General features: G+C 77.5%; 14 protein-coding genes. All 14 read right to left on the bottom strand.

Going from position 1 to position 13,909, the window contains the following annotated elements; translation table 11 throughout:
* Position 1: 1 nt before the first annotated feature.
* The gene (hisG, locus tag BMZ33_RS12630) at positions 2 to 868 is read right to left on the bottom strand and encodes an ATP phosphoribosyltransferase (RefSeq protein WP_091110727.1); all 867 of its coding nucleotides are present in this window, start codon (positions 866 to 868) and stop codon (positions 2 to 4) included.
* Positions 869 to 953: 85 nt separating this feature from the next.
* Positions 954 to 1,217: a phosphoribosyl-ATP diphosphatase gene (locus BMZ33_RS12625; RefSeq protein ID WP_091110724.1), complete on the bottom strand. Its 264-nt coding sequence runs from the start codon at positions 1,215 to 1,217 to the stop codon at positions 954 to 956.
* Positions 1,214 to 1,741, bottom strand: a complete 528-nt coding sequence (gene ribH / locus BMZ33_RS12620) for a 6,7-dimethyl-8-ribityllumazine synthase (protein WP_091110721.1) — start codon at positions 1,739 to 1,741, stop codon at positions 1,214 to 1,216. The genes BMZ33_RS12625 and ribH overlap by 4 nt, the downstream gene beginning before the upstream one ends.
* A complete protein-coding gene (locus BMZ33_RS12615; RefSeq protein WP_091110717.1) occupies positions 1,738 to 3,054 on the bottom strand; it encodes a bifunctional 3,4-dihydroxy-2-butanone-4-phosphate synthase/GTP cyclohydrolase II in 1,317 nt (438 codons plus the stop codon). Before BMZ33_RS12615 ends, ribH begins: the two co-directional genes overlap by 4 nt.
* Complete coding sequence (locus BMZ33_RS12610; RefSeq protein ID WP_091110715.1) at positions 3,051 to 3,659, bottom strand: riboflavin synthase; 609 nt, start codon at positions 3,657 to 3,659, stop codon at positions 3,051 to 3,053. Before BMZ33_RS12610 ends, BMZ33_RS12615 begins: the two co-directional genes overlap by 4 nt.
* A 1-nt stretch (position 3,660) precedes the next feature.
* On the bottom strand, positions 3,661 to 4,692 hold the full coding sequence (gene ribD / locus BMZ33_RS12605; protein WP_091110713.1) for a bifunctional diaminohydroxyphosphoribosylaminopyrimidine deaminase/5-amino-6-(5-phosphoribosylamino)uracil reductase RibD: 1,032 nt from the start codon (positions 4,690 to 4,692) through the stop codon (positions 3,661 to 3,663).
* A 47-nt stretch (positions 4,693 to 4,739) separates the two neighbouring features.
* The gene (gene rpe, locus BMZ33_RS12600; RefSeq protein WP_169064244.1) at positions 4,740 to 5,414 is read right to left on the bottom strand and encodes a ribulose-phosphate 3-epimerase; all 675 of its coding nucleotides are present in this window, start codon (positions 5,412 to 5,414) and stop codon (positions 4,740 to 4,742) included.
* A 274-nt stretch (positions 5,415 to 5,688) separates the two neighbouring features.
* On the bottom strand, positions 5,689 to 7,083 hold the full coding sequence (locus BMZ33_RS12595) for an RsmB/NOP family class I SAM-dependent RNA methyltransferase (protein WP_091110711.1): 1,395 nt from the start codon (positions 7,081 to 7,083) through the stop codon (positions 5,689 to 5,691).
* The gene (locus tag BMZ33_RS12590) at positions 7,080 to 8,000 is read right to left on the bottom strand and encodes a methionyl-tRNA formyltransferase (protein WP_280139215.1); all 921 of its coding nucleotides are present in this window, start codon (positions 7,998 to 8,000) and stop codon (positions 7,080 to 7,082) included. Before BMZ33_RS12590 ends, BMZ33_RS12595 begins: the two co-directional genes overlap by 4 nt.
* Positions 8,001 to 8,005: 5 nt before the next feature.
* A complete protein-coding gene (def, locus tag BMZ33_RS12585) occupies positions 8,006 to 8,539 on the bottom strand; it encodes a peptide deformylase (RefSeq protein WP_091110706.1) in 534 nt (177 codons plus the stop codon).
* A 66-nt stretch (positions 8,540 to 8,605) separates the two neighbouring features.
* Positions 8,606 to 10,597, bottom strand: a complete 1,992-nt coding sequence (locus BMZ33_RS12580) for a primosomal protein N' (RefSeq protein ID WP_169064243.1) — start codon at positions 10,595 to 10,597, stop codon at positions 8,606 to 8,608.
* 42 nt (positions 10,598 to 10,639) lie between these two features.
* A complete protein-coding gene (locus tag BMZ33_RS12575; RefSeq protein WP_091110703.1) occupies positions 10,640 to 11,275 on the bottom strand; it encodes a hypothetical protein in 636 nt (211 codons plus the stop codon).
* An 18-nt stretch (positions 11,276 to 11,293) separates the two neighbouring features.
* Positions 11,294 to 12,490, bottom strand: a complete 1,197-nt coding sequence (gene metK, locus BMZ33_RS12570) for a methionine adenosyltransferase (protein WP_091110700.1) — start codon at positions 12,488 to 12,490, stop codon at positions 11,294 to 11,296.
* A gap of 96 nt (positions 12,491 to 12,586) precedes the next feature.
* Entirely contained in the window at positions 12,587 to 13,816 is a 1,230-nt protein-coding gene (coaBC, locus tag BMZ33_RS12565) for a bifunctional phosphopantothenoylcysteine decarboxylase/phosphopantothenate--cysteine ligase CoaBC (RefSeq protein WP_091110698.1), read from the bottom strand.
* Positions 13,817 to 13,909 lie beyond the last annotated feature (93 nt).

Genomic DNA, 13,909 nt, shown 5'->3' with positions numbered 1-13,909 from the left:
CCTAGATGCGGCAGGCGTGGATGCTGGTGACCAGGATGGCCCGGGCGCCGAGCTCCCACAGCTCGTCCATCACCCGGTTGGTGTCGTTCTGGCGCACCATGGCCCGCACCGCCGACCAGCCCTCGGTCTGCAGCGGGCTGACCGTGGGCCCCTCGAGGCCGGGCGTCAGCGCGGTGGCACGGGCGAGCAGCTCGTTGGGGCAGTCGTAGTCGAGCATCACGTACTGCCGGGCGACCAGCACGCCGCGCAGCCGCCGCCGGAGCTGGGCGACCGCGGGGATCTCCTCGGCACCCTCGCGGCGGACGAGCACCGCCTCGCTGGCGAGCACCGGCTCGCCGATGATCCGCAGCCCCGCGGCGCGCAGCGTCGTCCCGGTCTCGACGACGTCGCAGACCGCGTCGGCCACGCCCAGCCGGCAGGCGGTCTCGACCGCGCCGTCGAGCTTGACCACGCCGGCCTTGATGCCGGACTCCTCCAGGAAGCGCTGCAGCAGGACCGGGTAGGCGGTGGCGATCCGCCGGCCGGCCAGCTGCTCGACCGAGTCGACCGCCGACTCCACCGGGCTGGCGAAGCGGAAGGAGGACCGGCCGAAGCCCAGCGGCATGACCTCGACGGCGGCCGGGCCCTCCCCGTCGGCGGGGGCGGTCTCGAGCATCATGTCGCGGCCGGTGATGCCGACGTCGAGGGTGCCCGAGGCGACGTAGACGGCGATGTCGCGCGGCCGCAGGTAGAAGAACTCGGTGTCGCTGTCGGGGTCGTAGACGGCGAGGTCCTTGGTGCTGCGGCGCTGCCGGTAGCCGCTCTCGGCCAGCATGGCCGCCGCGGGCTCGCTCAGGGCACCCTTGTTGGGGACGGCGACGCGCAGCACGGTCTCTCCTTCGGTGGCGGGTGGAACGGCCCTCGCGCAGGGACCCGCGGCTCGCCGAGCGTGCCGTGGGGGGCGCGAGGGTCCTTCACAGGTGGGTGTAGACGTCGTCGAGCGTCAGGCCGCGGGCGAGCATGAGCACCTGCACCCGGTAGAGCAGCTGGCTGATCTCCTCCGCCGTCCGCTCGGGGCCCTCGTGCTCGGCGGCCATCCAGGACTCGGCGGCCTCCTCGACCACCTTCTTGCCGGCCGCGTGCACGCCGTCGCGGACGGCGGTGACGGTGCCCGACGCGGGATCGCCGGCCGCCACCTTGCCCGACAGCTCGGCGAACAGCTCGTCGAAGGTCTTCACGCCGGCGCCCGCCCGACGGCCGGGGTGGCCTGGAAGCCGGTGGCGCGCGGCGGGGGGCGCAGCGAGCGGAGGGTCAGCGCGGTGGCCAGCGCGGCGATCGCGGCCTCCCACCCCTTGTCCTCCGCCGACCCGGGCAGCCCCGCGCGGTCGCGGGCCTGCTCCTCGGTGTCGCAGGTGAGCACGCCGTTGCCGACCGGCTTGCCCGCGTCGAGCGCGACCCGGGTCAGCCCGGCGGTGACGGCGTCGCAGACGTACTCGAAGTGCGGGGTGCCGCCGCGGATCACCACCCCGAGCGCGACGACGGCGTCGTGCCGCTCGGCCAGCGCCTGGGCGACCACCGGCAGCTCCACCGCGCCCGGCGCGCGGACCACGGTGGGCCCGGGCACGCCGCTGGCGCGGGCCGCCTCGACCGCGCGGGCGAGCAGGGTGTCGGTGATCTCGGCGTGCCAGGTGGTGGCCACGATGCCGAGTGAGAGGCCCGCGGCGTCGACGGCGCCCGCCTCCGGCCGGCCGGTCCCGCTCACAGCTGCTGCTCCGTCTGCCGCAGGGGGACGTCGGTGCCGGGCACGGTGCCCACGGCGGGGACGTCGGCCGGGCCGGACTCGGTCTCGGGCTCGATGATGTCGAGCAGGTGGCCCATCCGGTCGCGCTTGGTGCGCAGGTAGGCCAGGTTCTCGGCGGTGACGTGGCTGGGCAGCGGCACCCGGCCGGTCACCTTGAGGCCGTAGCCCTCCAGGCCGGCGCGCTTGGCCGGGTTGTTGGTGAGCAGCCGCATGGTGTGCACGCCGAGGTCGACGAGGATCTGCGCGCCGGTGCCGTAGTCGCGGGCGTCGGCGGGCAGGCCGAGGTCGAGGTTGGCGTCGACGGTGTCCGCCCCGGAGTCCTGCAGCTGATAGGCCTGCAGCTTGTGCAGCAGGCCGATCCCCCGGCCCTCGTGCCCGCGGATGTAGAGCACGATGCCGCGGCCCTCGTGCGCGACGGCGGCCAGCGCGGCCTGCAGCTGGGGGCCGCAGTCGCAGCGCAGCGAGCCGAACACGTCGCCGGTGAGGCACTCGGAGTGCACGCGCACCAGCACGTCCTCGCCGTCGCCGACGTCGCCGTGGACGAAGGCGACGTGCTCGCGCTCGTCGTAGGAGCTGCGGTAGCCGACCGCGGTGAAGGTGCCCGGGACCAGCGGCACGGTGGCCTCGGCGACCCGCTCGACCAGCTTGTCGAAGCGCTTGCGGTAGGCGATGAGGTCGGCGATGGAGATCAGGCACAGGTCGTGCTCGTCGGCGAAGACGCGCAGCTCCTCGGCGCGGGCCATGCCGGTCGGGTCCTTCTCGCTGACCAGCTCGCACAGCGTCCCCGACGGGCGCAGGCCGGCGAGGACGGCGAGGTCGACGGCGGCCTCGGTGTGGCCGGGCCGGCGCAGCACGCCGCCGTCCTTGGCGCGCAGCGGCACGATGTGGCCGGGGCGGGCGAGGTCGGCCGAGGAGGTCTGCGCGTCGGCGAGCAGCCGGATGGTGTGCGCGCGGTCGCTGGCCGAGATGCCGGTGGTGATGCCCTCGCGGGCGTCGACGGTGACGGTGTAGGCGGTGCCGCGGCGGTCCTGGTTGACCCGGAACATCGGCGGCAGGTCCAGCCGGTCGGCGTCGGCCTCGGTGACCGAGACGCAGATGTAGCCCGAGGTGTAGCGGACCATGAAGGCCACCAGCTCGGGGGTGGCCAGCTCGGAGGCGAAGATCAGGTCGCCCTCGTTCTCGCGGTCCTCGTCGTCGATGACGACGACGGGCCGGCCGGCCTTGACCGCGGCGATGGCGGTCTCGACGGAGTCCAGGCGGACGGGGTCGGTCACGAGCGCGCTCCCAGCAGGCGTTCCACGTACTTGGCGATCACGTCGACCTCCAGGTTGACCGGGTCTCCCGGGGCACGGCCGCCCAGCGTGGTCTCGCGCAGGGTGGTGGGGATGAGGCTGACCTCGAACCACGGCTCGGGATCGTCGGCGGCACTGAGCGCGCTGACGGTCAGGGAGACGCCGTCGACGGTGATCGAGCCCTTCTCCACGACGTAACGGGCCAGCTCCGGGGGCAGCGCGACCCGCACGACCTCCCAGTGCTCGGCCGGGGTGCGCGAGAGCACCGTGCCGACGCCGTCGACGTGGCCCTGCACGACGTGACCGCCCAGCCGCCCGCCCGCGGCCACGGCCCGCTCCAGGTTGACCGGGTCGCCGGCGGCGAGGGCGCCGAGGCTGCTGCGGCGCAGCGTCTCGCCCATGACGTCGGTGGTCCACTCCTGCCCGTCGCTGGCGGTCACGGTCAGGCAGACGCCGTTGACCGAGATCGAGTCGCCGAGGGCGACGTCCTCCAGCACGCGGCGGGCGCGGATGCGCAGGACCGCGGCGTCGCCGGCCTCCTCGCGCGCGGCGAGGGAGCCGACCTCCTCGACGATGCCGGTGAACACCTCAGCCCCTCCCGTCCACGTGCCCTCGGCCCCCAGTGTGACGGGTGGGCCGCAGGCGGATCTGCACGTCCCCGCCGAGCAGGGTGACGTCCCGTACCTCGAGGGCAAGCGCGCCGGCGATCGTCGGGATTCCCAGGTCCCCCACCAGCGAGGGACCGGCGCCGAGGAGCTTGGGGGCCAGGTGGACGACGGCCTCGTCGACCAGGCCGGCGCGCAGGAAGGCCGCGGCCAGCGTCGGGCCGCCCTCGAGCAGCACCCGGCGGACGTCGCGGTCGAACAGCTCGGCCAGCAGCTCGGCCGGCGACCCGGCCCGGCTGACGTGGGTGGGCGCGGCGTCGTCGAGGACCCGCGCGGTGCCCGGCAGGCGGCCGCGGCGGTCGTGGACCACGCGCAGCGGCTGGCGGGGGGCGTGGCGGCCGTCGGCGTCGCGGACGGTGAGCTGCGGGTCGTCGGTCAGCGCGGTCCCGGAGCCGACGAGGACGGCGTCGCAGGTGGCGCGCAGGGCGTGCACGGCGGCGCGCGCCGTCTCCCCGGTGATCCAGCGGCTGGTGCCGTCGGCGGCGGCGACCCGCCCGTCGAGGGTGGCGCCGACCTTCCAGACCACCTGCGGGCGGTGCTCGCGGACGCCGGTCAGCCACGCGGCCAGCGCGCCCTCCTCGGCGGCCTGCCGCTCGACGCCGACCTCGACGTCCACCCCGGCCTCGCGCAGCCGCTCGGCGCCGCCGACGGCCAGGCGCGTGGGCTCGGGCACGGCGACGACGACCCGCGCCACCCCGGCGGCGAGCAGCGCGTCGGCGCAGGGGCCGGTGCGTCCGGTGTGCGCGCACGGCTCGAGGGTGACGACGGCGGTGCCGCCGCGGGCCCGCTCCCCGGCCAGCGCCAGCGCGTGCACCTCGGCGTGCGGGCCGCCGGGCGGGGAGGTGGCGCCCTCCCCCACGACCGCGCCGCCGGCGTCGAGGACGACGGCGCCGACGGCGGGGTTGGGGCTGGTGGTGCCGAGGACGGACAGCCCGAGCTCGCGCGCGCGGGCCATGGCGCCGGCCTCGCGCGCCCGGGTCGTGGCGGCTCGTCCCTGGGGGCTCACGCTCCGGCCGCCGCCGCGGCCTGCGCGCGCAGCGCCGCGATCGCGCGGCCCGGGTCGTCGGCGCCGTAGACGGCCGAGCCCGCGACGAAGACGTCGGCGCCGGCCGCGGCGGCCTGCTCGACGGTGTCGGCGTTGATGCCGCCGTCGACCTCGACCAGCAGCCGGAGGTGGCCGGTGTCGACCAGCTCGCGGGCGCGGCGGACCTTGGGCAGCACGTCGGCCATGAACGCCTGGCCGCCGAAGCCCGGCTCGACGGTCATGACCAGCAGGGTGTCGAAGTCACGCAGGACGTCCTCGTAGTCCTCCAGCGGCGTCCCCGGCTTGATCGCCAGGCCGGCCAGCGCCCCGGCGGCGCGGATGTCGCGCGCGACGTCGCGGGGATCGCCGGTGCAGGCCTCGGCGTGCACGGTGACGTTGCGGGCGCCGACCTCGGCGTAGCCGGGGGCCCACCGCTCGGGCGCCTCGATCATCAGGTGGCAGTCCAGCGGCACCGGGCTGACCGCCTGGATCGCCTCGACGACGGGCCGGCCCAGCGTCAGGTTGGGCACGAAGTGGGCGTCCATGACGTCGACGTGCAGCCAGTCGGCGTCGGCGACCCGGGCCACCTCGTCGGCCAGCCGGGCGAAGTCCGCGGAGAGCAGGCTGGGGGCGATCATCGGGGCGCGGGGCACGTCTCCCGAGTCTAGGTGCGGGGTGATCACCCCTCCCGGTCGCGGTCGGGCGGCGGGACCCACGGTGGTGCCGGTCGCCGGGCGGGTCCTCGGCCTCGTGCGGCGCGGCGTGTGCACACAGCGCGGATGGTGCGGCCGTGCGTCCGCGCTGCGTGCACTCGCCGCGGACGGCGTCCGTCGACCGGCTGCGTCGACCGTCTCGCCGGGTGTCGACCTGGTGCGGTCCCAGCCGCCTGCAGGCGACCACAGGTCGGCAGCGGGCACGCGGGGCCGGTCAGCGGGTGCGGCGCAGCAGGGCCAGGAACATGGCGTCGGTGCCGTGCCGGTGCGGCCACAGCTGCCCGTAGGACCCCCGCCCGACCCCCGGCACGCCGTCGAGCAGCGGCACCACGGGCAGCACCTCGACGTCGTCCCGGGCGGCCGCGGCGTCGGCGACGGCGACCGTCTCGGCGGCGTGCGGCGAGCACGTCACGTAGGCCACCACGCCGCCGGGCCGCACCGAGGCCAGCGCCGAGTCCAGCAGCGCCGTCTGCAGGTCCACCAGCGGGCCGACGTCGTCCGGCCCCCGCCGCCAGCGCACCTCGGGACGGCGGCGCAGCGCCCCCAGCCCGGTGCACGGCGCGTCGAGCAGCACGCGGTCGAACGAGCCGGGCGCCCACGGCGGCTCACGGCCGTCGGCCACCACCACCTCGACGTCGTCCTCGCCGGCCAGCGCGCCGCGGACCAGCTCGGCGCGGTGCGGCGCGCGGTCGGCGGCGGTCAGGTGCACCCCGGCCGGGCGGACGGCGGCCAGCAGCCCCGCCTTGCCGCCGGGGCCGGCGCACACGTCGAGCCAGCGCCCGTCGGGGCCCTCCAGCGGCGCCCGGGTGAGCAGCAGCGCGGCGAGCTGGCTGCCCTCGTCCTGCACCGCGGCCGCGCCCGAGCGCACCGACGGCAGCCGCCCCGGGTCGCCGCCGCCGAGGCGGACCGCGTACGGCGACCACGGCCCGGGCGTCCCACCGGACTCCTCGGCCAGCGCGTCGCGGTCCACGTGCCGGGCCACCAGGTGCACCTCGGGGGCGGCGTCGTCGGCGAGCAGCGCCGCCTCGAGCTCGGCGTCCCCGCCGAGGGCCTCGCGCCAGGCGGCCACGATCCACTCGGGGTGGTCGGTGGCCAGGGCCAGCCGCCGGTCGCCGTCGGCGCCCAGCTGCGCCAGCCAGGCGGCGCGGTCGCCGCCGGCGGCCACCTTGCGCAGCACGGCGTTGGCCAGGCCCGAGGGGCCGGGTCCGACGATGGCGCGGGCGAGGTCGACGGTGGTGGCGACGGCGGCGTGCGCGGGCACCCGCAGGTCGAGCAGCTGGTAGGTGCCCAGCCGCAGCAGGTCGAGCAGCCGGCGGTCGAGGTCGGCCAGCGGCCGGTCGACCAGCGTGGCGAGGACCGCGTCGAGGGTGCCCTGCGCGCGCAGCGCCCCGTAGGCCAGCTGGGTGGCGAAGGCGGCGTCGCGCGGCTCGAGGTCGCGCTCGCGCAGCAGTTGCGGCAGCAGCAGGTTGGCGTAGGCCTCCCGCGCGGAGACGCCGTCGAGCACGTCGTAGGCGGTCAGCCGGGCGCCGTCGAGGGGTGCGCGGCGGGGCGGGCGGCGGTCCCGCCGTCCCCCGCGCGGACCGGCGGGGCGCCGGGGCGGGCCGCTCATGCCCCGAACCGCTCGCCGGGCCCCGGGCGGGCGCCCCGCGCCCAGTCGGCGGCCGGGTGCGCGCGCTTGCCGGCCGGCTGCACCTCGCCGAGCCGCACCGAGCTGCGGCCGGTGCCCACGACGACCCCGGTCGGGCCCACCGACACCTCGCCGGGCTCCAGGCCCGGGGACGTCGGCAGCGGCTCGACCGGGCCCAGGCGGAACCGCTCGCCGCGCCAGGTGGTCCACGCGCCCGGCGCGGGGGTCACGCCGCGCACCCGGCGGTCGACGACGTGGGCCGGCAGGGCCCAGTCCACCCGCGCGTCGGCGGTCTCGATCCGCGGCGCGAGGCTGACGCCCTCGGCGGGCTGCGGCTGCGGGACCAGCGTGCCGTCGGCGATGCCGTCGAGGGTGGCCACCAGCAGCCGGGCGCCGCTGACGGCGAGCCGGCCGAGCAGGTCGCCCGCGGTGTCGCGCGGGCCGATCGGCTCGGTGACGACACCGAAGACCGGACCGGTGTCCAGTCCCTGTTCGAGCCGGAAGGTGCAGGCGCCGGTGACCTCGTCACCGGCCATGACCGCGTGCTGCACCGGCGCGGCACCGCGCCAGGCCGGCAGCAGCGAGAAGTGCAGGTTGACCCAGCCGTGGACGGGCAGGTCGAGCGCGGCCGGCGGGACGAGCGCGCCGTAGGCGACCACCGGCGCGCAGTCCACGGCGAGGCCGGCGAGCTGCTCCAGGAACGCCGGCTCGCGCGGCGAGCGGGGCCGCAGGACCGGGACCCCGGCGGCGTCGGCACGCTCGGCGACCGGCGAGCGGCTCACCCTCCGGCCGCGGCCGGAGCGGGCGTCGGGCCGGGTGAGGACGGCGGCCACCTCGTGGCCGGAGGACAGCAGCGCCTCCAGCGAGGGGACGGCGGCCTCCGGCGTCCCGGCGAACAGGAGCCTCAGTGGGGGCTCACCTCCACGCGCGGGACCCAGGCGCCCATGCCGGTCCAGTCGGCCCCGGCCAGCTCGGCCAGCGCCGCGGCCCTGGCCCCCGGGTCGAGCCGGTCGACGAAGAGGACGCCGTCGAGGTGGTCGACCTCGTGCTGCACCGCGCGGGCGAGCAGGTGCGAGCCCTCGACCCGGAGCGGGTCACCGTGCTGGTCCCAGCCGGTGGCGACGACGTGCAGGTGGCGGCGGCAGTCGAAGCGGTAGCCCGGGATGGACAGGCAGCCCTCGGGCGCCTCCTCGGTCTCCTCGCCGACGAGGTCGACCGACGGGTTGACCAGGTGGCCGACCTCGCCGTCGACGTACCAGGTGAACACCCGGAGCCCGACGCCGATCTGCGGGGCGGCCAGTCCGGCCCCGCCGGCGGCGTGCATCGTCTCGGTCAGGTCGGCGACCAGCCGGCGCAGCTCGGCGTCGAAGTCGACGACGGGGGCGGCGGGGGTGCGCAGCACCGGGTCGCCGAGCAGCCGGATGGGGGTGACGCTCACCCGCCCAGCGTATGTGGCCCTCCTGCAGGGGCCCGCCGCGAGCCTGCGAGCGGCGGGGGTCCGTCGTCAGACGAGCTCGAGGGGGTCGAGCTGGACGCGCACGTGCTCGCTCGCCTTCCGCGCGCTGCGCACGCCCTGCACCTCGGCCAGCGCGGTGGCCAGCGCCAGGCCCTCGCCGCGCGGCACCCGCACGAGGTAGCGCTCCCGCTCGCCCTCCTGGCCGGGTCGCGCCGGTTCGGGCACGGGGCCGAGCAGGTCGGCGCCGGCCGGCAGCCGGGCGGCCGCCAGGAACTCCGCCAGCGCCGCCGGCGAGCCCGACAGCGCCGCCATCCGGGTGGCCGGCGGGAAGCCCAGCGCCCGTCGGTCGGCGAGCTCGCGCTCGGCCAGCCAACCCGGGTCCCAGCGCACCAGCGCCTGGACGACGGGGTGGGCGGCGTCGGCGGCGACGACCACCGAGCCGTGCGGGCGGACCAGCGTCGCGGCGTTGGCCCAGCGGCGCAGCGTCTCCTCCCCCGCCCGCAGGTCCGCCCGGCCCAGCAGCGCCCACGAGTCGAGCAGCAGTGCCGCGCCGTAGCCCCCCTCGGCGACCGGCTCCGCGCCCGGGGTGGCCACCACCAGCGACGGCCCGGCCGGCACCGACGGCAGCACGCCCGACGTCCGCCCCGACACCCGCACCGGCGCGCCGGGGAACGCCCGGCCCAGCTCCTCGGCGGTGCGGGCCGCACCGACCACGGAGGCGCGCAGCTTGGTCCCGTGGCAGTGCGGGCAGTCGAAGGTGGCCGCCGGGCGGGCGCACCAGCGGCAGGCCGGCACCCGGGACCCGCCCGGCCCCGGCGCCGGGGAGATGCCGAGGGGACCCCGGCACACCGCGCACCGGGCCGGGGCGCGGCAGCGGTCGCAGGACAGCCCGGGGGCGTAGCCGGCGCGGGGCACCTGCACGAGCACCGGCGCGCCCTCGGCCAGCGTCGCCCGGGCGACCCGGTGGGCGAGGCTCGGCAGCCGGGCGGTGCGCGCGGCGGGGTCGCGGGCGAGCTCGGAGTCCTCGCCGAGGGCCTGCACGCGGGGCGCGGCGGCGCGGAGGGTGGCCCGGTCGGCGGCCAGCTCGTGCGCCCAGCCGCTGTCGACGAGCAGCTGCGCCTCGGCGGTCCGCGCGGTGGCCGCGACGACGGCGGCGCACGAGGCCAGGTGGGCGCGGTGCAGGAGCACGTCGCGGGCGTGCGCGTAGGGGGCGCGGGGCTCGGCGTGCAGGTCGTCGCCGTCGTCCCAGACGGCCACCAGGCCCAGGTCGGCGACCGGCGCGAACACCGCGGCGCGGGTGCCGAGCACCACCCGGGCGCTGCCGCGGGCGGCGTCGAGGAAGCGCCGGTACCGCGCGTCGGGGGCGGCGTCGGCGCGCAGCACGACGAAGGAGCCCGCCGGCAGCGAGGCGGTGGCCGCGGCCTCCAGCCGGTCGAGGTCGCGGCCGTCGGGGACGACGACGAGCGCGCCGCGCCCGCCGGACAGGGCGGCCTGGCACAGCTCCGCCAGGCGGGCCGGCCAGTCCTCGCCGGGCAGCGCCGTCCACACCGCGCGGGCCGGGCGCCCCCCGGCGACGGCGGCCAGCAGGGAGGGCCCGGCCGGGTAGCGGGCGAAGCCGGCCGGGTCCGGGGGCGCCGGTGGCGGCGGGGCCTCCCCCGGCGGGCGCTTCTCGGCGGCGGCCCGGCGCGGCGGGATGGCCAGCCGCAGCACGTCGGTCAGGGTGCCGGCCCAGCGCTGCGCCACCGAGCGGGCCAGCGCGGCCACCTCCGGGGTGAGCACCGGCTCGGGCGAGACCAGCTTGGCCAGCGGCGCGAGCTTCCGCCCGGAGTCGCTCGCCTCGGCCAGCTCGAGCACGACGCCGTCCACCAGCTGGCCGGCGAAGCGCACCCGCACCCGGCAGCCGGCCCGCACCTGCCCGGCCAGCTCGTCGGGGACCGCGTAGTCGAAGGGCCGGTCCAGGTGCGCCAGCGGCACGTCGACGACGACCCGCGCCACCCGCGGCGCCCCCTCGGGCGCGGGGACGGCGGGGTCGGTGGGCACGTGGTCGCACGCTACCCACCGGCTCCGACACCGACGGGGCACTCAGGCGTCGGTGCCGCGCTCGATGCCGAGGGTGGCCAGCAGGTCCTCGTGGAACTGGATCCAGACAAGGTGCAGCGAGTCGCGGTCGTGCCCGTCGACCCAGCCGCGCTCGCCCGCGTCCACGCGCCGCAGCGCCGCGGCGTACAGGCCGGCGTAGCCGCCGAAGCGGCCCAGCAGCGCGCTCAGCTCGGCGCAGAGCCCGGTGAACTCCGCCCCGGCCGACCGCAGCGTGCGCAGCACCCGCTCGTCCCACCGCCAGTCGGTGTGGTCGTTGAAGGCCATCGGGTCGAGCCGGGTCGGGCGCACCTGCCAGTCGGTGCAGGCGGCACCGAACCGGCGGTTGAGCGGCCGGAAGCGGCCGTGCACGCCGGCCACCGCGTCCCGGGCGCCCAGCGCGTCGAGCTCGGCGGCGAGCCGGCGCTCGCCCTCCGCCCGGCCGGCGTCGAGCAGCGACCACCCCTCGCTGCCGCCGAAGGCGAGCCGGCGCACCCAGCCGCGGGCCTCGGCGTCGAGCAGTGCCTCCTCGACGGCGTCCCGGTCGAGGCCGTAGCGGCCGGCGACGCGGGCCGTCGTCGGGAAGCCCAGCACCCGGACGCCGTGCAGGGCGAGATCGGGAAGCGCGGTGGCGTGGGGCACGAGCGCCCGAGGGACGCGCTAGGCGCCGACGGCGGAGCGCAGCGCCTCGACCCGGTCGGTGCGCTCCCACGGCAGCTCGACGTCGGTGCGGCCGAAGTGGCCGTAGGCGGCGGTCGGCCCGTAGATCGGCCGGAGCAGGTCGAGGTCGCGGACGATCGCACCCGGGCGCAGGTCGAACACCGTGGTGACCGCCTTCTCCAGCACGTCGTCGGCCACCGTGCCGGTGCCGTGGGTGTCGACGAACAGGCCCACCGGGTGCGCGGCGCCGATCGCGTAGGCCACCTGCACCTCGCACCGGCGGGCCAGGCCCGCGGCGACGACGTTCTTGGCCACCCAGCGCATGGCGTAGGCGCCGGAGCGGTCGACCTTCGAGGGGTCCTTGCCGGAGAACGCGCCGCCGCCGTGGCGGGCCATGCCGCCGTAGGTGTCGACGATGATCTTGCGGCCGGTCAGCCCGGCGTCGCCCATGGGGCCGCCGATGACGAACTTGCCGGTGGGGTTGACCAGCAGCCGGTAGCCGTCGGTGGGCAGGCCGAGGGCCTGCAGCTCGGGCTCCACGACGAGCTCCTGCACGTCGGGGGTGAGCAGCTGCTCGATGGAGATGTCCTCGGCGTGCTGCGAGGAGACGACGACGGTGTCGACGCCGACCGGCCGGTCGTCCTCGTAGACGACGGTGACCTGCGTCTTGCCGTCGGGCCGCAGGTAGGGCACCGAGCCGTCCTTGCGGACCGTCGACAGCCGGCGGGCGAGCCGGTGGGCCAGCGCGATGGGCAGCGGCATGAGCTCGGGGGTCTCGTCGGTGGCGTAGCCGAACATCAGGCCCTGGTCGCCGGCGCCCTGGCGCTCGATCTCGTCGTCGGCCGCGCCGGTGGTGCGCGCCTCGTAGGCGGTGTCCACGCCCTGCGCGATGTCGGGCGACTGCGCGCCGATGGAGACGCTCACGCCGCACGAGGCGCCGTCGAAGCCCTTGCGCGAGGAGTCGTAGCCGATGCCGAGGATGGTCCGGCGGACGACGTCGGCGATGTCGACGTAGCCGGCGGTGGTGACCTCGCCCGCGATGTGCACCTGGCCGGTGGTGATCAGCGTCTCGACGGCGACGCGGCTGCGCGGGTCCTGACCCAGCATCTGGTCGAGGATGGCGTCGCTGATCTGGTCGGCGATCTTGTCCGGGTGGCCCTCGGTCACCGACTCGGACGTGAAGAGGCGGCGTGGCACTCGGGATCTCCCTGCTTCGGTGACGAGGTCTGGCGCGCCGGGGCGCGCCGTCGGGTCACGTTACCGGCGCCGCCCGGCGGCCGGCACCGGACGGGGTCAGGCCAGCCGCGGCAGGACGGTCTGCCAGACGCCGGCGGCGACGGCGTCCTTGGTCCCGTGCGGGACCTCCGTGGCCGAGCCGTCGGCGGCCAGCACCACCGCGGCGTTGTCCGGCCGGCCGAACACCCCGCCGCCGGAGACGTCGTTGACCACCAGCAGGTCGCACCCCTTGCGGGCCAGCTTGGCGCGGGCGTGGGCGAGCACGTCACCGGCCTCGTCACCGGTCTCGGCGGCGAAGCCGACCACCAGCTGGCCGGGCGCGCGCTTGGTGACCAGCTCGGCCAGCACGTCGGGGTTGCGCACCAGCGACACGACGGGGACCTCGGAGGGGTCGTCCTTCTTCTTCAGCTTGGTGGCCGCGACGGTGGCGGGCCGGAAGTCGGCGACGGCGGCAGCCATCACCACGACGTCGGCTGTCACTCCCCCGCCCGACCCAGCCTCGGCGAGCACCGCCGCGCGCAGCTCCTCCGCCGTCCCGACCGGCACCACCCGGACGCCGAAGGGCGCGGGCAGGTCGACGTTGGCGGCGACCAGGGTCACCTCGGCACCCCGGGCGGCCGCCACCCGGGCCAGCGCGAAGCCCTGCCGCCCCGAGGAGCGGTTGCCCAGGTAGCGCACCGGGTCCAGCGGCTCGCGGGTGCCGCCGGCGCTGACGACGACGCGGCGGCCGGTGAGGTCGGCGCGCAGCACGCCCGCCCCGGAGGCCAGCGCCACCTGGGCCAGCGCGGCGACGTCGGCGGGCTCGGGCAGCCGGCCGGGTCCGGAGTCGGGACCGGTGAGCCGGCCGACGGCGGGCGGCAGCACGATCGAGCCGCGGCGGCGCAGCGTGGCGACGTTGTCCTGGGTGGCCGGGTGCAGCCACATCTCGGTGTGCATGGCCGGCACGAACACGACCGGGCAGTGCGCGGTGAGCAGGGTGGCGGTGAGCAGGTCGTCGGCGCGGCCGGCGGCGGCGCGGGCGAGCAGGTCGGCGGTGGCCGGGGCGACGACGACGAGGTCGGCGCTCTGCCCGATCCGGACGTGGGCGACCTCGGGGACGTCGGACCACACGTCGGTGGTCACCGGGTTGCCCGACAGCGCCTCGAAGGTGGCCGCGCCGACGAAGTTCAGCGCGCCCGGCGTGGGGACGACGCGCACGTCGTGCCCGGCCTCGGTCAGCGCGCGCAGCAGCAGCGCGGCCTTGTACGCGGCGACGCCGCCGGCGACACCCAGCACGATCCGGCTCATGCCCTCATCCTCCCGCAGACGCGCCGACGCCCCCGGTACCGAGTACCGGGGGCGTCGGTCATGAGGGACTGGAAGGGCCCCCTCGCAGGGCCC

The sequence above is a fragment of the Geodermatophilus dictyosporus genome, from assembly GCF_900115505.1.
Classification (GTDB): domain Bacteria; phylum Actinomycetota; class Actinomycetes; order Mycobacteriales; family Geodermatophilaceae; genus Geodermatophilus; species Geodermatophilus dictyosporus.
Note: the sequence above shows the minus strand (reverse complement) of the source record. Positions and strands in the feature narration are given on the sequence as shown.